Below are 23,729 nucleotides of genomic sequence, written 5' to 3'. Positions count from 1 at the left end.
CAGGGTGGGGCCCGTGATCCGGGTCCTGCTGCTCGTGCTGGCCCTCGCCGCCTGCGCTCCCGGGGCGGCCCCGGCGGCCGCCCCGGCACCGGCGCCCGCTCCCCCGGAGTCGTTCACGCTGGTCGCGGGCGGCGACGTCCTCGTCCACCCGACCGTCACGGCGCAGGCGATCGCCGACGGGCGCGGCGCCCCGGACTTCGTCCCCCAGCTCGCCGGGATCGCGCCGCTGATCGAGGGCGCCGACCTCGCGCTCTGCCACCTCGAGACCCCCCTCGCGCCGCCCGGCGGGCCCTACGCCGGCTACCCCGACTTCGACGCCCCGCCGGAGGTCGCCCGCTCGCTCGCCGCCGTCGGCTACGACGGCTGCAGCACGGCGTCCAACCACGCGCTCGACCAGGGCACCGCCGGGGTGGACCGCACCCTCGCCACCCTCGACGCGGCCGGCCTGCGGCACGCGGGCACGGCCCGGTCGCCGCAGGAGGCCGCCGCGACGACGTTCTACGACGTCCACGGCGTGCGCGTCGCGCACCTCTCGGCGACGTACGGGCTCAACGGCGACCGCTCCCCCACCGCGGGCAACGTCGCCCTGCTCGACCCGGAGGCCGTGCTCGCCGCCGCGCACCGGGCCCGCGCACAGGGCGCCGACGTCGTCGTGCTCAGCGCGCACTGGGGCACCGAGAACGACCCGGAGCCGGACGTCGAGCAGCGGCGGCTCGCCCCGGAGCTGCTGGCGAGCCCGGACATCGACCTGGTGATCGGCTGCCACGCCCACGTCGTCCAGCCGTTCGAGCGGATCGGCGACGAGTGGGTCGCCTACGGGCTCGGCAACCAGCTCGCGGACCAGGAGACGCCCGGCACCGACGACGGCGCCCTGGCCCGGTTCACGTTCGGGCGCGCGGGCGACGGGCGCTGGCGCGTGACCCGCGCCGAGTACGTCCCGACGTGGATCGACACCGGCCCGCCGATCCGCGTCCGCGACGTGACCGCCGCCGCAGCCGGGACGCCGGCGGCGGCCGCCCGGGACCGCACCGACGCCCGCGTCGCCACCCGCGGCGCGCTCGGCGCCGGCCTCACGCGGGGGTGAGCCAGGTCGTGGCGACGACCGCCCCGATCCACACCGGCCACGCCGCCGCCGCGCACCACCGGCCGCCGCGGCCGTGCCGGAGCACCCCGAGCACGCCGAGGAGCACGGCGAGCGCGAAGGCCAGGCCGTAGGCGAGCCGGACGCCCTGCACCGCGGCAGGGTCGCAGGCGAACGCGCCGGGCGCGCAGTCCTCGTCCGTCCAGCCGGTGAACACGACCAGCACGTACGTGACCAGGCCGCCGGCCGGCAGGAACGCGGCGAGCGACAGGCCCCGGGCCACCGGGGGTGGTCTACAGCTGGATCGACTTGACCTCGAGGAACTCCTCGAGGCCGTAGCGCCCCAGCTCGCGGCCGGTGCCCGACTGCTTGTAGCCGCCGAACGGCGCGAGCGGGTTGAACGCCCCGCCGTTGACGTCGACCTGGCCGGTGCGCATCCGCTTGGCGACCTCGACGCCGCGCTCCTGCGACCCGGCGAACACCGCGCCCGCGAGCCCGTAGACCGTCGCGTTGGCGATCTCGACGGCCTCGTCCTCGTCGGCGTACGGCATCACCGACAGCACCGGCCCGAAGATCTCCTCCTGGGCGATCGTCATGTCGGGACGGACGCCGGAGAAGATCGTCGGGCGGACGTAGGCGCCGCGCTCGAGACCCTCGGGCCGGCCCGGGCCGCCGGCGGCGAGCTCGGCGCCCTCCTCGACCCCCTGCGTGATGTAGTGCTCGACGCGCTCGCGCTGGCGGTCCGACGACATCGGGCCGATGCGCGTGGACTCCTCGGTGGGGTCGCCGACGGTGTACTTGGCCGACTGCTCGACGGCCATCTCGACGACCTGGTCGTGCAGCGACTCGGGCACGAGCAGGCGGGTCCAGGCGGTGCACGTCTGGCCGCCGTTGATGAAGCAGTTGCCGAGCCCGAGTTTGACGGCCTGGGTGAGGTCGGCGTCGTCGAGCACGATGTTGGCCGACTTGCCGCCGAGCTCGAGCGCGACGCGCTTGACGGTCGCCGCCGCGACCTCCTGCACGCGCCGCCCGGCCGGCACCGAGCCGGTGAACGACACCATGTCCACGAGCGGGTGCTTCGCGAGCGCCTCGCCCGCGTCGGGGCCCGTGCCGTGCACGACGTTGAACACCCCGCCGGGCAGCCCCGCCTCGCGGGTGATGTCGGCGAGGATGCCGGCGGTCAGCGGCGCGACCTCGCTGGGCTTGAGGACGATCGTGCAGCCGGCGACGAGCGCCGGCGCGACCTTCGCGACCACCTGGTGCAGCGGGTAGTTCCACGGCGTCACCGCGCCGACGACCCCGATCGGCTCCCGCACGACCAGCGAGTTGCCGATCTCCTCGGTCCACGGGAACGACTCGGCGAGCCCCGCGACGCCCTTCGACGTCGCGATCGGCATCCCGACCTGCACGGAGTTGGCGAACTTCGTCGGCGACCCCATCTCGGCGGTGATCGACGCGGCGATCTCCGCGCTGCGCGCCTTGATGCCCTCGCGGATCGCGAGCACCGTCGCCACCCGGTCGGCCAGCGGCGTCGCCGCCCACGCCGGGAACGCGTGCCGCGCGGCGACGACCGCCGTGTCGATCTCCGACGCCCCGCCGGCCGGGACCTCGGCGATCGTCTCCTCGGTCGCCGGGTTCACCACCGCGATCGAGCCCGGACCCTCCTGCCAGGTCCCGTCGATCCAGTGCCGCGTGAGCGTGTCCGTACCGGTCGTCATCGACTGCCTCCGCATCCCTCGGGCGTTCGACCCCACCCTGCCCGACGCGGCGCCCGCCCACCGTCTCGGTGATCGTCGATCCGAGGACCTCCGCCGCAGCTGGCGCCCGGCACATCCTCAGATCGACGGTCATGCTGCCGCCCCGAGGCGCACGAGCGTCCGGCGCAGCTCGTCGACGAGGCGGTCGGGCGCCTCCACCAGATCGTGCCACGTCACCTCGACCACCACCCACCCGTCGGCGACCAGGGCGCGCTTGCGCGCCCGCCCGTCGACGAAGCGGTCGACGTCCTCGTGGTGGGCCCACCCGTCGACCTCGACGGCGAGCCGGACCTCGGGGAACGCGACGTCGAGCAGCGCGCGACGTCCGTCGGACAGTCGCACCTCCCGGTTGACGGCCCACCCGGTGATGCCCGCGGCACGCAGCAGCGCGAGCATCCGGCGCTCGGCCTCCGAGGCTGCCCGGTCCGAGGCCCGCGAGATCAGGCGGCCGGCGGCCCGCGAGCCGCGCCGGCCCAGGTTCCGCGACTGGGCGGCGCGCAGGGCGTCGAGGTCGACGTGCTGTTGCAGCGCCCGGTCGAGGAACCGCGGGCCGCCGGGACCGAGGGCCACCGCGGCGTCGAGGACCGTCAGCGGTGTCGAGGTCACCCACAGCTCCCGGTGACGCGTGCGGTCGACCCGCACCTCGCGCTGCACGACGCGGATCCCGCGCGGGGCACGGCGTGCGCTGCCCGGCGGGAGCGCGACCGTGATCGGGAGAGGGTCGGCGACGCCGAGGCCCAACCACCACGCGGCGGTGACGGCGACGAGCGTGCCGTGCTCGCCGGCCCACGCCGCAGCGGTGCGGACGCGGGCCGCGAGCGTGTACGCCCAGGCGGTGTCGAGGAACGTGCGCGGCGCGCGCCGGACCCAGCGACCCGTCGCGAGACGCCAGGCGATCGCGTCGTCGCTCAGCCCGCAGGTCCGCGCCTGCTCGCGGCTGACGACACCGTCGTGGGTGGCGAGGAACTGGTCGATGTCCACACCGTGTTCGACGCAGACACACGCCGCACGGCTCCATCGACCTCCGTGATCGTCGGTCCGAGGACCTCCGCCGCACCTGGCGCCCGGCAGGTCCTCGGATCGACGATCAGTGCGGAGACGTCAGTCGAACTTCAGCTCGGTGTCGCGCGTGCGCTTGAGCTCGTAGAAGTACTCGTAGCCCGCGAGCAGCTTGGCGCCGTCGAAGATCTGGCCGGCCTGCTCGCCCTTGGGGATGCGGGTCATGACCGGGCCGAAGTAGGCCGCGCCCTCGACGTGGATCACCGGGGTACCGACGTCCATGCCCACCGGGTCCATGCCCTCGTGGTGGCTCTTCTTCAGGGCCTCGTCGTACTCGTCGGTGTGCGCGGCCTGCGCGAAGGAGCTGTCGAGGCCGACCTCGTCGAGCGCCTTGGCGATCACGTCGTCGAAGTCCTTGTTGCCGTTGTTGTGGATCTCGGTGCCCATCGCGGTGTACAGCGGCGCGAGGATGTCGTCGCCCTTCTGCTGCGCCGCGGCGATGCACACGCGCACCGGACCCCACGCCTTCTTCATCATCTCGGCGTACTCGTCGGGCAGGTCCCGGCCCTCGTTGAGCACGGCGAGGCTCATGACGTGCCAGTGCGTCTCGACGTCGCGCACCTGCTCGACCTCGAGCATCCAGCGCGAGGTGATCCAGGCGAACGGGCACAGCGGGTCGAACCAGAAATCGACGCGGGTCTTGTCTGCCATGGCGGTCGGGTTCCCTTCTGAGACGTCCTCATTCGGGCAACCCCCGTGAGGCCCCGCCGTGTTCCCGGTCCGCCGTAGGGTGTCGCCGTGGCTGCCCCGAACCTGACCCGCGCCGACGCCGCGACACGCGCCGAGCTGCTCGAGGTCGACGCCTACGACGTCGACCTCGACCTCACCGACGCGTCGACCGGCGCGCCGGGCGAGACCACCTTCCGGTCGATCAGCACGGTGCGGTTCCGCGCGACGCAGCCCGGCGCCACGAGCTGGATCGACGTCGTCGCCGCGGGCGTGCGCTCCGCGGAGCTCAACGGCACCCCGCTCGACGTCTCCGGCTACGACGAGGAGCAGGGCATCGCCCTGCCCGACCTGCAGGCCGACAACACCCTGGTCGTCGACGCCGACGCCCGCTACATGAACACCGGCGAGGGCCTGCACCGCTTCGTCGACCCGGTCGACGAGGGCGTCTACCTCTACAGCCAGTTCGAGACGGCCGACGCCAAGCGCATGTTCGCCTGCTTCGACCAGCCCGACCTCAAGGCGCCGATCCGGATGACGGTGACGGCGCCGTCGAGCTGGGAGGTCGTCTCCAACGGGGCCGCCGAGAGCGCCACCGAGGCCGGCGGCGTCACCCGCCACGTGTTCGCCCCGACGCCGCGGATCTCCACCTACCTCGTCGCGCTGATCGCCGGGCCCTACGCGAAGTGGACCGACACCTACACCGACGAGCACGGCAGCATCCCGCTGGGCATCTACTGCCGCGCGAGCCTCGCCGAGTACATGGACGCCGACCGGCTGTTCACCGAGACCAAGCAGGGCTTCGGCTTCTACCACCGCAACTTCGGGGTGCCCTACCCCTTCGGCAAGTACGACCAGCTCTTCGTGCCCGAGTTCAACGCCGGCGCGATGGAGAACGTCGGCGCCGTGACGTTCCTCGAGGACTACGTCTTCCGCAGCCGCGTCACCCGCTACCTCTACGAGCGCCGCGCCGAGACCGTGCTGCACGAGATGGCGCACATGTGGTTCGGCGACCTCGTGACCATGCGCTGGTGGGACGACCTGTGGCTCAACGAGTCGTTCGCGACGTGGGCCAGCGTCGTCAGCCAGGCCGAGGCCACCGAGTACCGCAACGCGTGGACGACGTTCGCCAACGTCGAGAAGTCGTGGGCCTACCGCCAGGACCAGCTGCCCTCGACCCACCCCGTCGCCGCCGACATCCCCGACCTGCAGGCCGTCGAGGTCAACTTCGACGGCATCACCTACGCCAAGGGCGCGTCGGTGCTCAAGCAGCTCGTCGCCTACGTCGGGCAGGACGAGTTCCTCTCCGGGCTGCGGCTGTACTTCTCGCGCCACGCCTACGGCAACGCCACGTTCGACGACCTGCTCGGCGCCCTCACCGAGGCCTCCGGCCGCGACCTGTCGGGCTGGAGCGCGCAGTGGCTGCGCACGACGGGGCTGAACTCGCTCTCGCCGTCGTTCTCCGTCGGCGAGAACGGCCGGTACACGTCATTCGAGGTCGTGCAGGGCGGCGCCCGGCCCGGCGCCGGGGAGCTGCGCACGCACCGCCTGGCCGTCGGCGTCTACGGCGACGACGGTACGGGCAAGCTGGTCCGGCAGCACCGCGTCGAGCTCGACGTCGACGGCGACCGCACCGAGGTGCCCGAGCTGGTCGGCGCCGAGGCGGGCGCGCTCGTGCTGGTCAACGACGACGACCTCACCTACTGCACGATGCGCCTCGACGAGCGCTCGCTGACCACGCTGATCGACCGCGTCGGCGACATCGCCGAGCCGCTGCCCCGCACGCTGTGCTGGTCGGCGGCCTGGGAGATGACCCGCGAGGCCGAGCTGCGCGCCCGCGACTTCGTGGCGCTCGTGACCGGCGGGCTCGCGGCCGAGAGCGAGGTCGGCGTCGTGCAGCGGCTGCTGCTGCAGGCGCAGACCGCGCTCGCGTCGTACGCCGAGCCGAGCTGGGCGGTGACCGAGGGCTGGCCGCAGTTCGTCGCGACGCTGCTCGAGCTGGTGCACACCGACACGGGCTCGGACCACCAGCTGGCGATCGTCAACGCCCTCGCCGGCTCGGTGCTCACGGCGGAGGCGCTCGACGTCATCGCCGGCTGGCGCTCCGGGGACAAGCCGCTCGAGGGCCTCACCGTCGACACCGACCTGAGCTGGCGCCTCCTTCACGCCCTCGTCGCCCACGGGGCGGCCGGCGAGGCGGAGATCGACGAGGAGTACGCCCGCGACAACACCGCCACCGGCCGGCGCATGGCCGAGCGGGCCCGGGCGCTGCTGCCGACCCCGGAGGCCAAGGCCGAGGCGTGGCGCCGGGCGGTCGAGGACGACACCCTGCCCAACGCCATCAACTCGGCGATCATCATGGGCTTCTCGCACCCGGCCCAGCAGGCGCTGCTCGCGGACTACGTGCCGAAGTACTTCGCCGTCGTCGACGAGGTCTGGGCGCGGCGCTCCTCGGAGCAGGCGCAGCCGATGGTCCAGGGCCTCTTCCCGTCCTGGGCCGTCGAGCAGGCGACCGTCGAGGCCGCCGACGCCTGGCTCGCCGGCGACCACCCGCCGGCCCTGCGCCGCCTGGTCACCGAGGGCCGCGCGGGCGTGGTGCGCGCCCTCGCCGCGCGGGAGTTCGACCAGGGCTGAGCACCCGCCCCGGCACCCCCCGGAACGAACGAACGGCGCTCTCGCTGCTTCCGAAGCAGCGAGAGCGCCGTTCGTTTCCGAGGGGGGCGGGCCGGACGGCCTAGTGCGCGTGGCCCGCCTGGTCGGCGAGCATCGTCAGGCCCTCGACCATGCCGCCGACGAGGTCGGACTCCTTGAACGACGCGACCATGCTCATCACGGCGAGCTTGGCGCCGCGGTCGTCGATGCGGCGGCTGGACTCGGCGCCGGTGACGACCTCGACGACGCGCTCGCCCGGCGACACCGCGACGACGACCGACTCCGCCGCGCGGTCGCCCAGCGACGCGTGCAGCTCCTCGGCGCGCTCGCGGGACCGGATGCCGAGCGCGCCGACGTAGAGCGTGAACAGCAGCCCGGTCTCGCGGCAGGCCAGCGTCAGGGCCTCGTCGAGGCGGGAGAGCTGGGACGACGTGAACGGCGTGCGGGAGTCCTCGGCGAGGACGTCGGACGCCTCGGAGATGCGGCCCGACGCCGTCGCGACGCGCGCCTCCCCGACGACCGGGTCCTCGAGGATGCCGGGGCCGCTGGTCAGCCGGGTGGTCTCCCCCGGCGCGTCCTGCCCGGCGGGGACGACCTCACCACGTGCCACGAGCGCCTCCTCGGGCGGTGTGCTCGGCGGCCGGGCCGGCGGGCACGGCCTCGACGGTCGGCCCGGCGACGCCGGAGCCGCGGGGGTTGCCCATCCACCACAACGGCTCGTGGTCCCACTCGTCGCCCGAGCGGTAGCGCGCGCCGCGCGAGGACGGGCGGATCAGGGTGGCCGCCGCGATGAGGAGGAATCCCCCGACCGGCGCCACCACGTAGAGCAGGATCGTGGTCAGCGGGCTCACGCGCAGCACCGTAGTGGATGGGGTCCACGACGTCCCGTCGTAGGACGTCACACCACGGGCGGGCGCCGGTGGGACCACGGCCGCGCGGCCTCCAGCTGCGCGCCGAGCGCGAGCAGCACGTCCTCCTCACCGCGCCGCCCGCGCAGCGAGACGCCGATCGGCAGGCCGTCCGCCCACGACAGCGGCAGCGAGATCGCGGGCTCGCCGGTGAGGTTGGCGATCGCGGTCCAGGGCGTGAACGCGACCTGGCGGGCGAAGTCCTCGGCCGGGTCGCCGCCGTCGGTGAACCACCCGACCGGGCGGGGCGGCAGGGCGACGGTGGGGGTGAGCACGGCGTCGAAGCCCGCGCGCTCCGCGACCATCGCCCGGGTGACGACGTGCACCGTCTGCAGCGCGGCCATCGCCGCCATCCCGCCGTACTCGCGGCCGCGGGCCCGCAGCCAGCGCGTGAGCGGCTGGAGGCGGGGCTCGTCGGCCGGGTCGACGGGGTCGCCGAGCGACAGGACCTTCCACAGCACGAGGAACGCCTCGACGCCCGCGTCGGGCAGCCGCAGCGCCACGGGCTCGACCTCGTGCCCGAGCTCGGCCAGGAGCGCGCCCGTCTCCTCCGCGGCCCGACGGCATGCCGGGTCGACGACAGTGGCGTCGATCGGCGGGTCGACCGCGAGCGCGATCCGGCGCCGACCCGGGTCGCGGGCGGCCGCGGCGAGGTAGCCCCCGGCGGGCGGCGTGGCCGGCACGAACGGCTCCCCCGGCGACGGCCGCGCCATCGCGTCGAGCAGCGCGGCGGCGTCGGCGACGGTCCGCGCGATCGGCCCGTGCACCGACATGCCGGCCGGGTCCCCGCCCGCCGGTCCCTGCGGGACGCGCCCGCGGGTCGTCTTCAGCCCGACGAGCCCGCAGACCGCGGCGGGGATGCGGACCGAGCCGCCGCCGTCGGTGCCGTGGGCGACGGGCAGGATCCCCGCGGCGACCGCCGCCGCGGCCCCGCCCGACGAGCCGCCGGCCGACCGCGTGCGGTCCCACGGCGTGACCGCCGGTGGGGCACCCGCGGGCTCGGTGTAGCAGGGCAGGCCGAACTCGGGCACCGCGGTCTTGCCGATGCTGACCGTCCCGGCGTCGCGCAGGAGACCGACGACGTCGTCGTCGCGGTCGGGGACGTGCCCGGCGTGGACTACCGAACCCCGCGCCGTCGGGATCCCGGCGGTCGCCGTCAGGTCCTTCACGGCCGTGGGCACGCCGGCCAGCGGGCCCGCGGGACGGTGCCGGTCCAGCGCGCGGGCCGCGTCGAGCGCCCGGTCCGGCGTCAGCACGCTGAACGCCCCCAGCGCCGGACCGAGACGTTCGGCCCGGGCCAGCGCCGCCTCGACGACCTCGACGACCGTGACGTCGCCGCGCCGGACCGCCGCGGCGGTCTCGAGGGCCGTCAGCTCGTGGAGATCGCTCACGGTTGGCCCATGCTGCCGCACGGGCGCAGGCCCCGCTCAGGCCGCCGTCTCCCCCAGGTACGGCAGCCACAGCGGGTCGGCGTCGACGAGCCCGGCGAGCAGGCGCCAGTGCCGCCCGCGGGGCGCGGTGGGCATGGTGCGCAGCGGCCACCCGAGCTCGGCGAGCAGCTTGTCCGCCTTCTTGTGGTTGCAGCGCGCGCAGCACGCGACGCAGTTCTCCCACGTGTGCGTGCCGCCGCGGCTGCGGGGCACGACGTGGTCGATGGTCTCCGCGCGTCCGCCGCAGTAGGCGCACCGGAAGCGGTCGCGGTGCATGAGCGCGGCCCGCGTGAGCGGCACCCGGGCGCGGTAGGGCACCCGCACGTACGCGACGAGCCGGATGACGGACGGGACCTCGACCGCGCCGGTGGCCGAGTGCAGCACGAGCCCGGCGGCGTCGCCGTGCACCACCTCGGCCTTGCCGCAGACCAGCAGGACGATCGCGCGCCGGAGGGGCAGCGCGGTCAGGGGCTCGAAGGTGGCGTTGAGGAGCAGGACCCGGCGGCGGCCCCACGGCGGCGACGGCGGCGGCGGGGTGGGCGGGTGCGAGGAGTCGGTGAGGAGCGGGGGAGCGACGGTCAGTTCGGGGACGGGATCGGGAGGGTCGGACGCGCTGTGCGGCGCGGTGGTGGGCGGGACCTCGCTGACCAGCGGAGTCACGCTGCCGGGTTGTCGTTCGTGCACACGACCACCTCCCGGGAGAGTAGGACCCAGTCGACCACACAACGGGCCGGTCCGCACGGGTGTTCTCACCGAGCGCACCGGCGCGTCGCCGGTGCGTCACGGGCGTGTCATCCCCCGGCGGGCGCCCGTCCGATCGGCCGCCCCGGCGGCCCCGGCGGCCCCCGCCGCCGGGTGCTCTACCGTCGGATGCCGTGACGGTGCCGTTGCCGACCCCGCCCCCGACGACCACCACCCCGGTCACCACGACGCCCACGCCGGACCTGTCGTCGCCGCTCTCGTCACCGCTGCCGGTGCAGGCGCCGGCCTGCGCCACCGACCAGGGCTCGCTCTGCGCCCGGGTCTACCAGCTCACCCAGACCGACTGGCTCTCGCGCTCCGCCGACGAGCTCGTCGGGCACGGCGTGGTCGTGCTGCTGATCCTCGTGGTCGCGGTGGTCCTGCGCTTCGCCGTCCACCGGGCGATCAACCGGCTGACCGCCGGCGCCGGCCAGGGCCGCGTCCCGACGTTGCTGCGCCCGCTGCGCGACCGGGCCGTGCGCACGCTGCGCGACGCCGCTCCCCTCATGGTCGAGCGTCGCGCGCAGCGGGCGCAGGCCATCGGGTCGGTACTGCGCTCGTTCTCGACGATCCTGATCTACGGGGTCGCGTTCGTGCTGGTCCTCGGGGAGTTCGGGGTCAACCTCGCCCCGATCATCGCGTCGGCGGGCATCGTCGGCGTCGCCATCGGCTTCGGCGCGCAGAACCTCGTGCGCGACTTCCTGTCCGGCATCTTCATGATGCTCGAGGACCAGTACGGCGTCGGCGACGTCGTCGACCTGGGCGAGGCGACCGGCACGGTCGAGGCGGTCGGCCTGCGGGTCACGACGCTGCGGGACATCGCGGGCACGGTCTGGTACGTCCGCAACGGCGAGGTCCTGCGCGTGGGCAACTCGAGCCAGGGCTACTCGGTCGCCGTCGTCGACATCCCCGTCGGCCACTCCGCCGACGTCGACGAGGCCATCGAGATCGCCGAGCGCGCGGCGATCACCGAGTGCGCGGAGGAGAAGATCGCGGCGAAGGTGATCGCACCCCCGGAGATGCTCGGCGTCCAGTCGGTCACCGCGGAGGGCGTGCTGCTGCGCCTGACGATCCGCACCCGGCCCGGCGAGCAGTGGGCGGTGCAGCGCGCGGTGGCCGCCGAGGTGAAGTCGGCGCTCGACGACGCCGGCGTCCCCGCGCCGTACCCGTTCGCCGGGCGGCCCGGGGTCGCCGGACCCGGCACCCCAGCCGTCTGACCCGGCCGTCCGACCCCGGCCGTCTGACGGGCCGCGCGGGATCCGGGACACTGACCGGGTGAGCGCACCACGGACACCGGAGACCTTCTACGAGGCCGTGGGCGGGCACGAGACGTTCGTGGCGATCGTGCACCGCTTCTACGAGCAGGTCGCCGACGACCCCGTCCTGCGTCCCCTCTACCCCGAGGAGGACCTGGGCCCGGCCGAGCAGCGCCTGCTGATGTTCCTCGAGCAGTACTGGGGCGGTCCCCAGACCTACTCCCACCAGCGCGGGCACCCCCGTCTGCGCATGCGCCACGGCCCGTTCCCCATCGGGCCCCTCGAGCGCGACGCGTGGCTGCGCTGCATGCGCGTCGCCGTCGACGAGGCCGACCTGCCCGACGAACGCCGCCGGCAGATGTGGGAGTACTTCGAGATGGCGGCGACGAGCATGATGAACAAGGCCTGGTAGGAACGCGATCATGGCCGACAACCCGCTCCAGAACGTCAGCTTCCCGAGCAACGGACGCACGGCGCACGGCTACCTCGCGCTGCCGGAGTCCGGCTCGGGGCCGGGCGTCATCGTCATCCAGGAGTGGTGGGGTCTCACGAGCCACATCGCCGACGTCACCAACCGCCTCGCCGCGGAGGGCTTCGTCGCGCTGGCCCCCGACCTCTACGGCGGCGCCACCACCCACGACGCCGACGAGGCCGGCCGGCTCATGCAGGAGCTCCCGGTCGACCGGGCGGCCACCGACCTCGGCGGCGCCGTCGACTTCCTGCTCGCCCGCGAGGCCGTCGTCGGGGGCAAGGTCGGCGCCGTCGGGTTCTGCATGGGCGGTGGGTTCGTGCTGGTCCTCGCCGCGCAGCAGGGCGACAAGATCGGCGCGGCGGTGCCGTTCTACGGCGTGCTGGGCGAGGACTACCCCAGCTTCGCGAACCTCTCCGCGCCCCTGCTCGGCCACTTCGGCGAGGAGGACGACATGGCTCCGCCGGAGGCCGTCGAGGAGCTGGCCGAGCGCATCGAGGCCGAGTCCGGCGTCCGCCCCGACTTCCGCATCTACCCGTCCGGGCACGCGTTCTTCAACGACGAGAACCACCTGGGCACCTACGACCCCGAGCAGGCCCTCAAGGCGTGGAGCGCCACCCGCGACTTCCTGCGCGAGAACCTCGGCTGACGCCTCACGTCAGGAGCGACAGCCGGGGGCGGCGATGGCGGACGATCCCGGCGCCGACGGCGGGCGGCCCGGCGACGAGGCGCAGCCACGCACCGTCGTCGGAGAGCTCCACCGGCACCGGCCCGCCGTCGTCGGACCACCCCATCCCGGCGACGGCGACCAGGCAGCGTGCCGGCACCCGCACGCCGTCGTGCTCCCACGCCGTGTCGTCGAGCGCGCCGCCCGCCACCGCGTCGTCCACCGCGGCGGCCGGCACCTCCCCCACTCCGCGCCACGGCCCGACGGGCGGCAGCGCTCCGCGCCACCGGTCGTCCACCGGCGCGCCGGGGTCGAGCTCCGGGGCGTCGACGACGCTCAGCGCGGCCAGCAGGTCCGAGCCGACCACCGTGACGTCGGACGGATGGACACGTCCCGGTACCCCGGCCGCGACGAGCACGTCGAACGGCGTCGCCGCCCACAGCCCGACGCCGTCCGGCGTGGCCCGCAGCCGCACCGCGACCGCGGGATCCAGACGCACCACCCGCCCGACGACGTCGGCGAGTGCCGCACGGTGCGCGGCGTCGGGAATCCCGAGGGTCACTCCGTGTACTCCGCCAGGAACTGCTGTTCCTCGCCGGTGAGCCGCCGGGGCCGCGAGGTCGCCAGGTCGTAGGGCACGAGCTGCGTGGTCGCGGTGACGGCGGGCTTGGCCTCGTCGAAGCCGCCGTCGCCGGGCAGCAGCAGCCGGTAGGCGACCTGGAACGACGCCGCCCTGACGTCCTGTGCGGTCATCGCCACCCGCACCCCCGCCGGCGTCCACGGGATCGGGCGCCGGTAGCGGACCTCGAGCGCCGCGACGAGCAGGCCCGCCTCGAACGCCGCCACCCCGGCGCGGGTGGCGGCGTCGAACAGCAGCCCGGTGCGGGCGTCCTCGAGCAGCGTGACCACGCGGGCGTGGTTGACGTGCCCGTAGGCGTCCTGGTCGGACCAGCGGACCGCGACGTCGTTGACGTAGGGCGCCACGCGTCTCGTACCTCCTGCTAACGGACCATGCTGCGGATCTGGCGGGCGGCGACCGACACGGTCGCCAGGTCGGCACGGCCCTGGTCGGCGATCTCGGCGAGCGCCGTGCGCGCCCGCATGAGCCGCGAGGCGTTGGCCTGCTCCCAGTGCTCGATCTTCTCGTCGGCCGACTCGTCGGAGCTCGTGTCGGCGAGCACGTCGAGGGTGATCGCCCGCAGCGACGAGTACAGCTCGTCGCGCAGCGACAGCCGTGCCAGCGCGTGCCAGCGGTCGGTGCGGTCCAGCGCGGCCACCGCGGTGAGCAGCGCGTCGAGACCGAGGTGCTCGGAGAGCGCGTAGTACAGCTCGGCGACGGCGAGCACCTCGTCGTCGGTGACCTCACCGTCGTCGACGTGCACACCGCCCTGCTCGCGCTCGGCGATCTCGACGACGTCGGCGATGTCGAGCACCCCGAACGCGTAGAGCCCGCCGACCGCGCGCCGGGCGAGGTCCGCGGGCGCGCCGGCGATCGTGTAGTCGCGGACGCGGCGGGTCAGGCCCTCGGCCTCCTGCCCGCGCAGCAGCTCGGGCACCTTCGGACCGAGCAGCGCCATCGCCCGCGAGTACCGGTGGATCTCCGCCCCCACCGCCAGCGGCTGCGGGCGCCGGGTGAGGAACCAGCGGGCCACGCGGTCGAGCTGGCGGCGCGCCTGCAGCGTAAGGCGGTCGGCGAGGTAGGCCGAGACGTCCGCCGCCGCGAGGTCGGCGGCGAGCTCGTCGAGCCCGAACACCCCCGTGGCGACGTGGTACGCCCGCACCGCGTCCGCCGGGCTCGCCGCGACCTCGGCCACCAGCCGGAACACGTACGACAGCCCGCCGCCGTCGACGACGGTGTTCGACAGCATCGTGGTGACGATCTGGCGCCGCAGCGGGTGCACGGCCACGGCCTCCGGGTAGCTCTCCGCGAGCGCCGGCGGGAAGTAGGCCGGCAGCCGCCGGGTGAACACGTCGAGGTCCGGCAGCTCGGAGTCCGCCAGCGCGTCGGTGAGGTCGAGCTTGACGTGCGCCATCAGCGTGCACAGCTCCGGGCTCGACAGGCCCTCGTCCTCGGCCATGCGCGCCGCGAAGCCCTCGTCGTCGGGCAGCACGTCGAGTTCGCGGTCGAGCCGGCCGCGCGCCTCGAGGTCGGCGACGAGGTCGCGGTGGACGTGCATCATCCCGGCCGCGTGCGCGCGCGAGACGCCCAGCACCTCGTTCTGCGCGACGTTGTCGGCCAGCACCAGGGCGGCGACGTCGTCGGTGGTGGCCGCGATCTGCTCGTCGCGCTCGTGGGCCGCGAGCTCGCCCCGCTCCACCAGCGAGTCGAGCAGGATCTTGATGTTGACCTCGTGGTCGGAACAGTCGACCCCAGCGCTGTTGTCCACCGCGTCGGTGTTGACCTTGCCGCCGTGGCGCGCGTACTCGATGCGCCCGAGCTGGGTGAGCCCCAGGTTGCCGCCCTCGCCGACGACCTTGACCCGCAGCTCGTCGCCGTCGACGCGCACCGCGTCGTTGCCCTTGTCGCCGACGTCCGCGTGGGTCTCGCCCGACGCCTTGACGTAGGTGCCGATGCCGCCGTTCCACAGCAGGTCCACCGGGGCGCGCAGCACCGCGCGCACCAGCGTCGGCGGGTCGACCTCGCCGGGCTCGGTGCCGAGCGCCCGGGCCACCTCCGGCGAGACCGGGATCGCCTTCATCGTGCGGGGGTAGACCCCGCCACCCTCGCTGATCAGCGAGGTGTCGTAGTCCGCCCAGGACGAGCGCGGCAGCTCGAACAGCCGCCGGCGCTCCGCGAACGACACCGCCGGGTCCGGGTCGGGGTCGAGGAACACGTGCCGGTGGTCGAACGCCGCGACGATCCGCAGGTGCTCGGAGAGCAGCATGCCGTTGCCGAAGACGTCGCCGGACATGTCGCCGACGCCGACCACGGTGATCTCGTCGGTCGCGAGGTCGCGGTCGAGCTCGCGGAAGTGCCGCCGCACGCTCTCCCACGCGCCGCGGGCAGTGATGCCCATGGCCTTGTGGTCGTAGCCCACCGAGCCGCCCGAGGCGAACGCGTCGCCCAGCCAGAAGCCGTACTCGCCGGCGACGGCGTTGGCCGTGTCGGAGAACGTCGCCGTGCCCTTGTCCGCCGCCACCACGAGGTACGGGTCGTCGCCGTCGTAGCGCACGACGTCGGCCGGGGTGCGCACCGCGGAGTCCGCCGCGTGGCCGGCGCGGTCGTCGACGAGGTCGAGCAGGCCGGCGATGAACATGCGGTAGCAGGCCACGCCCTCCGCCCGCTGGGCCTCGCGGTCCGCACCGGCGTCGCCCGTCGGGGCCGGCGGCCGCTTGACCACGAACCCGCCCTTCGCACCGACGGGCACGATCACCGCGTTCTTCACCGCTTGTGCCTTGACCAGGCCCAGGATCTCGGTGCGGTAGTCCTGCAGGCGGTCCGACCAGCGCAGACCGCCGCGCGCGATCGCGCCGAAGCGCAGGTGCACGCCCTCGACGCGGGCGGAGTGCACGAAAGTCTCGATAGCCGGCACCGGCTCCGGGACGCCCGGCACCTGCGCCGGGTCGAGCTTCAGCGCGAGGAACGGGCGCGGGTGGCCCTGCTCGTCGCGCCGGAAGAAGTTGGTGCGCAGCGTCGCCCGCACCACCCCGAGCAGCGAGCGCAGGATGCGGTCGGCGTCGAGGCTGGTGACCTCGGCGATGGCGGCGGTGACGCGGGCGTCGACCTCCGCGACCCGCCGGTCCCGCTCGCCCACCGGGAGCGCCGGGTCGAACCGCGCCTCGAACAGCTCCACCAGGCCCACGGCCACGTCGCAGTGGGCGTTCACCACCTCGGTGATGTAGCTCTGCCCGTACGGGCTGCCGATCTGGCGCTGGTAGCGGGAGAACGCGCGCAGCACCGCGGCCTGCCGCCACGTCAGGCCGGCGCGCAGCACGAGGGCGTTGAACCCGTCGGCGCCGACACGGCCGGTCCAGACGACGTCGAAGGCCTCGGCGAACCGCTCGGTGAGGTCCTGCTCGGTGCCCGGCGGCACGGCGTCGACGGTGTCGGTGGTGCCGAGCCGCAGGCCGAAGTCGTTGATCCAGCAGGTGACGCCGTCGCTGCGGGTGACCTCGTACGGGCGCTCGTCGACCACGACCACGCCCAGCGACTGCAGCGCCGGCAGCACCGACGACAGCGTCGCGCGGCGGCCGGCGAGGTAGAGCTTGAGCCGGCGGTCGCCCGCGTCGGGGTTCGTCGGGTGGTAGAGCCGCACCGCGGTGTCCCGGCCCGGCCCGTCGTCGCCCGCGACCGTCAGGCCGTCGAGGACCCGCAGGTCCAGCAGGCCGCGCTCCGGACCGAAGTCCTCCTTGTACGACTCGGCGAACGGCTCGCCGATGGTCGCCAGAACGGCGCGCTCCTCGCCGGTCGCGTGCTCGCGCAGGCGGTCCGACCACGTGCGCGCGGCCTCGGCGAGCTCGTGGGTGAGCGCCTCCAGGTCGGGCGTCACCGGCTCCTCGCGCCCGGTGTGCACGGTGACGTGCAGGAGCGCGAGCTGGTCCTCGGTGACGCGCGCGGTGTGCTCGAGGTCGGTGCCGTGCAGCTCGCGCATGAGGACGTCCTGCATGAGCGTGCGGGCCGCGGTGGTGTAGCGGTCGCGCGGCAGGTAGATCATGCAGGAGAAGTAGCGGCCGTACGGGTCGCGGCGCAGGAACAGCCGCACGCGGCGCCGCTCGGCGAGGTCCAGCACGCCGGTGGCGGTCGCCTCCAGCGACGCGCGGTCGGTGCACAGCAGCTCCGCGCGCGGGTAGGTCTGCAGCACCTCGAGGAGGCGCTGGCCGGACCACGAGTCCACCGGCAGCCCGGTCTCGGCGACGACGTCGTGCACGCGCCGCGAGACCACGGGGATGCCGAGCACGTCGGCGTGCCGGGCGGCGACGGTGAGGATGCCGAGGAACCGGTGCTCCCCGACCAGGCGGCCCTCCTCGTCGTGGATGCTCACGCCGACGTAGAGCGGGTGCTCCGGGCGGTGCACGGTGCTCCGGGCGCTCGCGCGGGTCAGCACCAGCAGGCGCCGCGGCGTCGGGTCGCCGGCCGTGCCGGCCGGCCCCACGCTGTCCGGGCTCGCGGTGAGGGTGCGCGCGACCAGGCTGTCCCGGCGCAGGACGCCCAGCCCGGACGCCAGGACCCCGCGCAGCGCCGGCCCCTCCGGGGTGTCGACGACCTCCTGCCGGCGGTAGCCGAGGAAGATCAGGTTGCCCTGCGCGAACCAGCGCAGCAGCGCGACGGTGTCGACGACCTCGGGGCCGTCGTCCTCGCCGACGGCGGCCGCCAGCTCGTCGGCGAGCCCGCGGGCGGTGGACACCATCCGGTCGCCGTCCTCGACGACCTCGCGGACGTCGGTGAGCACGCTCGACAGCCGGGCGTGCAGGTCCGCGGCGAGGTCGCGTGCCGGATCGGAGCCGGGCAGGTCGCCGAGCTCGATGTTGACCCACGACTCCGCCACCGTGCCCGGCGGCGGCGCCGCGGCGTCCGCCCACGGCAGGATGTCGAGCAGCTCGCCGCGGACGTCGCGGCGCACGACCACGACGGGGTGCACGACGCGGTGCACCGACGCGCCGGTGCGGTCGAGCTCGGCGAGCAGCGAGTCGATGAGGAACGGCATGTCGTCGGTGACGACGAGCACCGAGATCCGTTCCGCCACCCCCGGGGTGTCCAGCACCGCCGTCACCGGCTTCCCGGGCACGCGCAGACGCGCCAGGCTGCGGTGGGCGCGCACGGTGGCGAGCGCGTCCGCGGGGTCCGCGACGAGCTCGTCGTCGGGCACGCGGTCGAAGTAGGTGACCGCCAGCTCCCCCAGCGCCGGATCCGGCGGGTCCCCCTCGGCGGCCGCCGCGCGCAGCACGGCCCGGTCGGTCGGCCACCCGCCGGTCGCGTCGGCACCCGTCCGGCCGGAGCTGGTGGTCGCGGTCATCCCGTCGCCCTCCCCGGCCGGAGGCGTCCACGGCACGGAGGAGTGATCACGGAACCACCCTAACGATGCTCACCGGCGTGCCCGGCGGTCCTCGGCGGGCCCGGCGGCCGATCCCGCCGCGTGGTAGACGTCCATCGCCTCCGCCAGGAGGTCGGCCAGCCGCGGCTCGGCGCCGTCGCCCCGGGCCGCCGGGACGCCGCCGTTCGGCGCGGACGAGCGCCCGTCGGAGCGGGCGGGCGGACCGCTCGGGGCCGCCGGCCGGACCGACGGCGGGCGGTCGGCGGCCGGGGGCGGCGCCGCGGGGATGCCGGGGCTGCGGGTCGTGCCGAGCGGGACCCCGGGGTCCTGGTACTCGCTGAGCAGGTCCACCAGCGTCAGGGCCAGCTCCTGCGCCCACTCGTCGTCGACGCCGGCCGGGCGGGGCGGCGCGGACAGCACCGGGAGCGCGGGTGCCGGGGACGGCGTCCCCGACACCGCGTCCGGAGCGGCGCCGCTGGGGGTGTGCGTGTCGTGGTCGCGGTGCCCGTTGACGTGGCGGTCGTGGCGGTCGTGGCGGTCGTGGCCGTCGTGCCCGTTGCGTCCCGGGTCCGGGTCGACGGCGCGGTCGTCGGCCCGCGGGGCGAGGAGATCGTCGCCGGGCTCGCGGCTGCTGTCGCCCCACGCGGAGCGGCCGCCGGCGTCGTCCCGCGCGGAGGGCCCGGTGCGGAACGATGTGAGGTCGTCGCCGCCGAGGTCCGGCGACGGTCCGCCCCGCTCGTCGTCGTCCCGGCCCGCGCCGTCCGGACGCCGGGACAGCCATGTGTCCCTGGTCTCCCACCGCGCGCGGGCGCGTGCCAGTCGCCGGCTCCGGGTCGCCGCGGCGTCGTCGGCCGGCTCGTGGCCGGCGGCACCGTCCTCGTCCGGGGCCGCCCCGCGGGCGTCGTCCGCGCTCGTCCCGTTCGCCTCCGCGGCGGCCCCGGCACGGGCGGCGAGCGCCGCCGCCAGCAGTCCGTCGGGCTCGGCGTCCTCGCGGTACCGCGAGCGCCGGCGGCGGGGCTCGGCCGGGACGTCCGGGTCCGCCGAAGGCTCGGCGGGCTGCGACGGTTCCGGGGGCTCGTCTGCGACGGGCGCGGGCTCGGCGGGCGCGCGCGGTCGGGCGCTCGCGGCGATGGCGGCGTCGAGGGCCGCGAGCGACGCGGCCATCCACGACGTGTCGGACGACTCGGCCTCGCCTTCGGGCGGAGCGAACCCGCCGTCGGACGGAGCCGGGAGGTCGTCGAACCGTGCGGGCCCGTCGTCGGACCGCAGCCTGCCGTCGTCGGAGCCGTCGGGCCCGTCGTCGGCCACGGGGCCGGCCGGCAGGATCACCGACGGCAGGTCGGCCTCCGGTGCCGCGTCCGCGGCGGCGGAGTGGCCCGTGCCGGACGCCGGGAGGCGGTCGTCGGGAGCCGCCAGGGCCACGGCCAGCGCGATGCGGGCCCGCGTCGTCTCGTCGTGCGCAGCCGTCGCGTGCCGGTGGGCCCGCCGCACCTCCTCGAGGGCGCGGTCCGTCTCGCCGCGACGCGCCGCGACGTCCGCGAGCACCTCCACCGCCTCGGCGACCTGCGCCTCGTGCCCCCGGGCGGCGAGGTCGGCCTCGGCCTCCCGGGCCAGCCGGTCGGCGGTGTCGAGATCCCCGGCCGGCAGGTGCACCCAGCGCGCCAGCGCGCAGCGCACACGTCCGAGGGCCAGCGAGGTGGTCGCTCCGGGGGTGGTCGCCAGGGCGGGCGCGCCGGCCGCGCGGGCCTCGTCGGGGCGCCCGAGCTCGGCGAGCACGTCGACGTGGTCCGCGAGGGCGAGCGCCGCCTCGTGGCCACCGTCCCCGCCGCGGGCGGCCGTCGCGACGCCGAGCACCGCGTCCGGGCCGGCCGCGTCGGCCGAGACCCGGCGTGCCTGCGCCCGCGCCCGCTGGACCGCCACGCGGCGCGGGTCGGCGGGCGCCTCGGCGAGGACGTCCTCCACCTGGCGCGCCTCCGCGTCGACGCCCGCGACGTCGCGCAGCGCCGCACGGGCGGCGGCCCAGGCCACCAGGGCGTCCGCCCGTGCCGTCGGTGGGAGGACCCGCCCGCCGGCGAGCGGCTCGAGCAGCGCCTCGGCCGCGCCGGGATCGCCGCACCGCACGGCGGCCCGGGCGAGCTCGCACCGCAGGACCGCCGCGTCGGTCGCCCGGCCGTCGCTCTCGGCCTCGCGCAGGTGCGGCAGGGCCCGGACCACGAGCTCGGCCGGTCGGTCGGACTGGCCGAGGGCCAGCACGGCGGACCGCTCGGCCGCGCCCCGGACACCGACGTCGGCCCCGGCGGCCCGGGCGGCGTGCTCGGCGAGCGCGACCGAGAGCTGCGGATCGGTCCACCGCAGACCCTCCGCGACCTCCAGGATCGCGCTCACGCTCAGCCCGGGAGCGGGCTGCCGCGCCGGCACCTCCACGTCGCCCGGACCCCTCAGTCCCGGGTCAGCTTGCGGTGGGTGACCCGGTGCGGGCGTGCGGCGTCGGGCCCGAGCCGGGCGATCTTGTTCTCCTCGTAGTCCGCGAAGTTGCCCTCGAACCAGAACCACGACGCCGGGTGATCGTCCGTGCCCTCCCACGCGAGGATGTGGGTGCAGACGCGGTCGAGGAACCAGCGGTCGTGCGAGACCACCACGGCGCAGCCCGGGAAGTTCTCGAGCGCGTTCTCGAGCGACGAGAGCGTCTCGACGTCGAGGTCGTTGGTGGGCTCGTCGAGGAGCAGGAGGTTGCCGCCCTGCTTCAGCGTCATCGCCAGGTTGAGCCGGTTCCGCTCGCCGCCGGAGAGCACGTTCACCGGCTTCTGCTGGTCCGGGCCCTTGAAGCCGAACGCCGAGATGTAGGCCCGTGAGGGCATCTCGACGTGGCCGACCTGGATGTGGTCGAGGCCGTCGGAGACGACCTTCCACACGTTGTCGGTGCCCGAGAGGCCCTCGCGGTTCTGGTCGACGTACGACAGCTTGACCGTGTCACCGACCCGGACGTCGCCGGAGTCCGGCTTCTCGATCCCGACGATCGTCTTGAACAGCGTCGTCTTGCCGACACCGTTCGGGCCGATGACGCCGACGATGCCGTTCGGCGGCAGCGTGAACGACAGATCCTTGATCAGCAGGCGGTCGTCGAAGCCCTTGTCGAGGTGGCTCACCTCGACCACGACGTTGCCCAGGCGCGGACCCGGCGGGATCTGGATCTCCTCGAAGTCCAGCTTGCGGGTCTTCTCCGCCTCCGCCGCCATCTCCTCGTAGCGCGCGAGCCGCGACTTGCTCTTGGCCTGCCGGGCCTTCGCCCCGCTGCGCACCCAGGCGAGCTCGTCGGCCAGGCGCTTGCGCAGCTTGGCGTCCTTGCGTCCCTGGACGGCGACGCGCTCGGCCTTCTTCTCGAGGTAGGTGGAGTAGTTGCCCTCGTACGGGTAGGCCCGCCCGCGGTCGAGCTCGAGGATCCACTCGGCCACGTTGTCGAGGAAGTACCGGTCGTGGGTGACGGCCAGCACCGCGCCCTCGTAGCTCGCCAGGTGCTGCTCGAGCCACTGCACGCTCTCGGCGTCGAGGTGGTTGGTCGGCTCGTCGAGCAGCAGCAGGTCGGGCTTGCTGATCAGGAGCTTGCAGAGCGCCACGCGGCGGCGCTCACCACCGGAGAGGTGGGTGACCGGCTCGTCGCCCGGCGGGCAGCGCAGCGCGTCCATCGCCTGCTGGAGCTGGGAGTCGAGGTCCCACGCGTCCGCGGTGTCCAGGTCCTCCTGGAGCGCGCCCATCTCCTCCATGAGCTCGTCGGAGTAGTCGGTGGCCATGAGCTCGGCGATCTCGTTGTAGCGCGCGAGCTTCTCGGCCACCTCGCCCGCGCCCTCCTGGACGTTGCCGAGGACCGTCTTCTCCTCGTTGAGCGGCGGCTCCTGCTGGAGGATGCCGACGCTGGCGCCCGGGGCGGCGAACGCCTCGCCGTTGTTGGCCTGGTCGAGTCCGGCCATGATCCGCAGAACGCTCGACTTGCCCGCCCCGTTGGGGCCGACGACACCGATCTTCGCGCCGGGCAGGAAGTTCAGCGTGACGTCGTCGAGGATGACCTTGTCACCATGGGCCTTGCGAACCTTCTTCATGGTGTAGATGAACTCAGCCACGCCCACGATGGTAGTTGCCACGACTCGGCGCCCACCGGCCCCGGGGGCGGTTCAGGCGCTCGCCAGCGAGGGCTCGCCCCGCCGGCGGTCGCCCGCGGCGACCCCGGCGTTGGTCGCCCCCACGGGGCCGGCGGTCGGGGTGTCGGCGGTGCCGACCTCCGAGCCGTCGCCGGCGGCGTGCGCCGACCCGGGCGCCGTGGTCGACGGGCCGCTGCCCTCACCGCCACCGGCGGCGTTCTCGCCGGTGACGGCCCCGTCACCACCCTCCACTACCGAGGGTCGCCAGCGGCGGATCTGTGCGGAGCAGCGGGCCAGGTCCGGCCCCACGGCCGTGGCCGCGATCTCGGTCATGTAGCGCCGGCCGGCCTCGGTCTCGTACTCGCGCACCGACAGCCGGCCGGACACGACCACGGGATCCCCCTTGACCAGCGACGCCATCGCACCCTCGGCCAGGCGCCGCCAGCAGTTCACCGACGCGGTGAAGCGGTCGCCGTCGACCCACGACTCCGAGGCCTTGTCCCAGCGCCGCTCCGAGCTCGCCACCCGGAACGTCACCAGGAGGTGCTCCTCGTTGGCGCCCACCCGCCGGGACACCACGTCCCCCGCGACGTTGCCCGTCACCGTCACCATCGTCTCGTTCACCGTGACCTCCGCTCGGCCCCTGCGGCCGAGGTGCTCCCCGGCCCGCCCCGAGCAGCATCGGCGCGGGGGCGGCGGCCGTGCGAGCGCGAGCCGCCCGCCTGTGGACAGGTGACGGGGGTGGGGACGGGCGCGTGCCGCGCTGCGCCGTCGGCTCGGGCGGCCGGAGGAGTCCACGCCCCCGAACGGCTCGTGCTGGAGACGACAAAAAACCCGAGACGTCGCACGACGTCTCGGGTTCGTGACATTTCCCCCGTGGATTGGTGGGGGTGGTCGGGTGTTCCGGCGGTGTCCTACTCTCCCACGACCTGGCGGTC

At 74.9% G+C, this 23,729-nt stretch carries 19 protein-coding genes; 5 read left to right on the top strand and 14 right to left on the bottom strand.

Annotation, left to right across the window (positions count from 1 at the left end; translation table 11 throughout):
• Positions 1 to 13: 13 nt before the first annotated feature.
• Positions 14 to 1,084 carry a CapA family protein gene (locus tag ABD994_RS06070; protein ID WP_345411792.1) on the top strand — a complete coding sequence of 357 codons (1,071 nt, stop codon included), beginning with the start codon at positions 14 to 16 and terminating at the stop codon, positions 1,082 to 1,084.
• On the opposite strand, the gene ABD994_RS06065 is transcribed toward ABD994_RS06070, so the two are convergent.
• The 4 genes from ABD994_RS06065 to ABD994_RS06050 form a co-directional block, all read right to left on the bottom strand.
• Positions 1,071 to 1,364: a hypothetical protein gene (locus ABD994_RS06065; RefSeq protein WP_345411790.1), complete on the bottom strand. Its 294-nt coding sequence runs from the start codon at positions 1,362 to 1,364 to the stop codon at positions 1,071 to 1,073. The genes ABD994_RS06070 and ABD994_RS06065 overlap by 14 nt on opposite strands.
• 10 nt (positions 1,365 to 1,374) lie before the next feature.
• Positions 1,375 to 2,799, bottom strand: a complete 1,425-nt coding sequence (locus ABD994_RS06060; RefSeq protein ID WP_345411788.1) for an aldehyde dehydrogenase family protein — start codon at positions 2,797 to 2,799, stop codon at positions 1,375 to 1,377.
• 129 nt (positions 2,800 to 2,928) lie between these two features.
• A complete protein-coding gene (locus ABD994_RS06055) occupies positions 2,929 to 3,819 on the bottom strand; it encodes a DUF559 domain-containing protein (RefSeq protein WP_345411786.1) in 891 nt (296 codons plus the stop codon).
• Between the two features lie 120 nt (positions 3,820 to 3,939).
• Positions 3,940 to 4,548 (bottom strand): mycothiol-dependent nitroreductase Rv2466c family protein, encoded by a 609-nt coding sequence (locus tag ABD994_RS06050; RefSeq protein ID WP_345411784.1) that lies wholly within the window; start codon positions 4,546 to 4,548, stop codon positions 3,940 to 3,942.
• 87 nt (positions 4,549 to 4,635) lie between these two features.
• Between ABD994_RS06050 and pepN the strand changes: the two genes are divergently transcribed.
• Positions 4,636 to 7,197, top strand: a complete 2,562-nt coding sequence (pepN, locus tag ABD994_RS06045; RefSeq protein ID WP_345411781.1) for an aminopeptidase N — start codon at positions 4,636 to 4,638, stop codon at positions 7,195 to 7,197.
• A gap of 100 nt (positions 7,198 to 7,297) precedes the next feature.
• On the opposite strand, the gene ABD994_RS06040 is transcribed toward pepN, so the two are convergent.
• Genes ABD994_RS06040 through ABD994_RS06025 form a run of 4 tightly spaced genes read right to left on the bottom strand, consistent with a single transcriptional unit; the run spans position 7,298 to position 10,135 of the window.
• Positions 7,298 to 7,825 carry a DUF5130 family protein gene (locus tag ABD994_RS06040; protein WP_345411779.1) on the bottom strand — a complete coding sequence of 176 codons (528 nt, stop codon included), beginning with the start codon at positions 7,823 to 7,825 and terminating at the stop codon, positions 7,298 to 7,300.
• The gene (ctaJ, locus tag ABD994_RS06035; protein WP_345411776.1) at positions 7,812 to 8,066 is read right to left on the bottom strand and encodes an aa3-type cytochrome oxidase subunit CtaJ; all 255 of its coding nucleotides are present in this window, start codon (positions 8,064 to 8,066) and stop codon (positions 7,812 to 7,814) included. The genes ABD994_RS06040 and ctaJ overlap by 14 nt, the downstream gene beginning before the upstream one ends.
• 47 nt (positions 8,067 to 8,113) lie before the next feature.
• Entirely contained in the window at positions 8,114 to 9,514 is a 1,401-nt protein-coding gene (locus ABD994_RS06030; RefSeq protein WP_345411774.1) for an amidase, read from the bottom strand.
• Between the two features lie 36 nt (positions 9,515 to 9,550).
• Positions 9,551 to 10,135 (bottom strand): HNH endonuclease, encoded by a 585-nt coding sequence (locus ABD994_RS06025; protein WP_425550035.1) that lies wholly within the window; start codon positions 10,133 to 10,135, stop codon positions 9,551 to 9,553.
• A 362-nt stretch (positions 10,136 to 10,497) separates the two neighbouring features.
• On the opposite strand from ABD994_RS06025, the gene ABD994_RS06020 reads away from it, so the two are divergent.
• Genes ABD994_RS06020 through ABD994_RS06010 form a run of 3 tightly spaced genes read left to right on the top strand, consistent with a single transcriptional unit; the run spans position 10,498 to position 12,668 of the window.
• Positions 10,498 to 11,511, top strand: coding sequence for a mechanosensitive ion channel family protein (locus ABD994_RS06020; protein ID WP_345412102.1), 1,014 nt, complete (start codon positions 10,498 to 10,500; stop codon positions 11,509 to 11,511).
• A gap of 58 nt (positions 11,512 to 11,569) precedes the next feature.
• Positions 11,570 to 11,962 carry a globin gene (locus tag ABD994_RS06015; protein ID WP_345411768.1) on the top strand — a complete coding sequence of 131 codons (393 nt, stop codon included), beginning with the start codon at positions 11,570 to 11,572 and terminating at the stop codon, positions 11,960 to 11,962.
• Positions 11,963 to 11,972: 10 nt separating this feature from the next.
• Positions 11,973 to 12,668, top strand: coding sequence for a dienelactone hydrolase family protein (locus ABD994_RS06010; RefSeq protein ID WP_345411765.1), 696 nt, complete (start codon positions 11,973 to 11,975; stop codon positions 12,666 to 12,668).
• 4 nt (positions 12,669 to 12,672) lie between these two features.
• On the opposite strand, the gene ABD994_RS06005 is transcribed toward ABD994_RS06010, so the two are convergent.
• The 6 genes from ABD994_RS06005 to ABD994_RS05980 form a co-directional block, all read right to left on the bottom strand.
• Positions 12,673 to 13,248, bottom strand: coding sequence for a DUF8010 domain-containing protein (locus tag ABD994_RS06005; RefSeq protein WP_345411763.1), 576 nt, complete (start codon positions 13,246 to 13,248; stop codon positions 12,673 to 12,675).
• Positions 13,245 to 13,670 (bottom strand): acyl-CoA thioesterase, encoded by a 426-nt coding sequence (locus ABD994_RS06000; protein WP_345411761.1) that lies wholly within the window; start codon positions 13,668 to 13,670, stop codon positions 13,245 to 13,247. Before ABD994_RS06000 ends, ABD994_RS06005 begins: the two co-directional genes overlap by 4 nt.
• Positions 13,671 to 13,687: 17 nt before the next feature.
• On the bottom strand, positions 13,688 to 18,640 hold the full coding sequence (locus ABD994_RS05995) for an NAD-glutamate dehydrogenase (protein ID WP_345411759.1): 4,953 nt from the start codon (positions 18,638 to 18,640) through the stop codon (positions 13,688 to 13,690).
• A gap of 69 nt (positions 18,641 to 18,709) precedes the next feature.
• Positions 18,710 to 21,043 carry a hypothetical protein gene (locus ABD994_RS05990; RefSeq protein WP_345411757.1) on the bottom strand — a complete coding sequence of 778 codons (2,334 nt, stop codon included), beginning with the start codon at positions 21,041 to 21,043 and terminating at the stop codon, positions 18,710 to 18,712.
• A gap of 53 nt (positions 21,044 to 21,096) precedes the next feature.
• The gene (gene ettA / locus ABD994_RS05985) at positions 21,097 to 22,773 is read right to left on the bottom strand and encodes an energy-dependent translational throttle protein EttA (protein WP_345411755.1); all 1,677 of its coding nucleotides are present in this window, start codon (positions 22,771 to 22,773) and stop codon (positions 21,097 to 21,099) included.
• A gap of 51 nt (positions 22,774 to 22,824) precedes the next feature.
• Positions 22,825 to 23,415, bottom strand: coding sequence for a single-stranded DNA-binding protein (locus ABD994_RS05980; RefSeq protein WP_345411753.1), 591 nt, complete (start codon positions 23,413 to 23,415; stop codon positions 22,825 to 22,827).
• Positions 23,416 to 23,729 lie beyond the last annotated feature (314 nt).

Source organism: Actinomycetospora chlora (genome assembly GCF_039542135.1).
Lineage (GTDB): Bacteria > Actinomycetota > Actinomycetes > Mycobacteriales > Pseudonocardiaceae > Actinomycetospora > Actinomycetospora chlora.
This window is presented reverse-complemented; position numbering and strand designations above follow the sequence as displayed.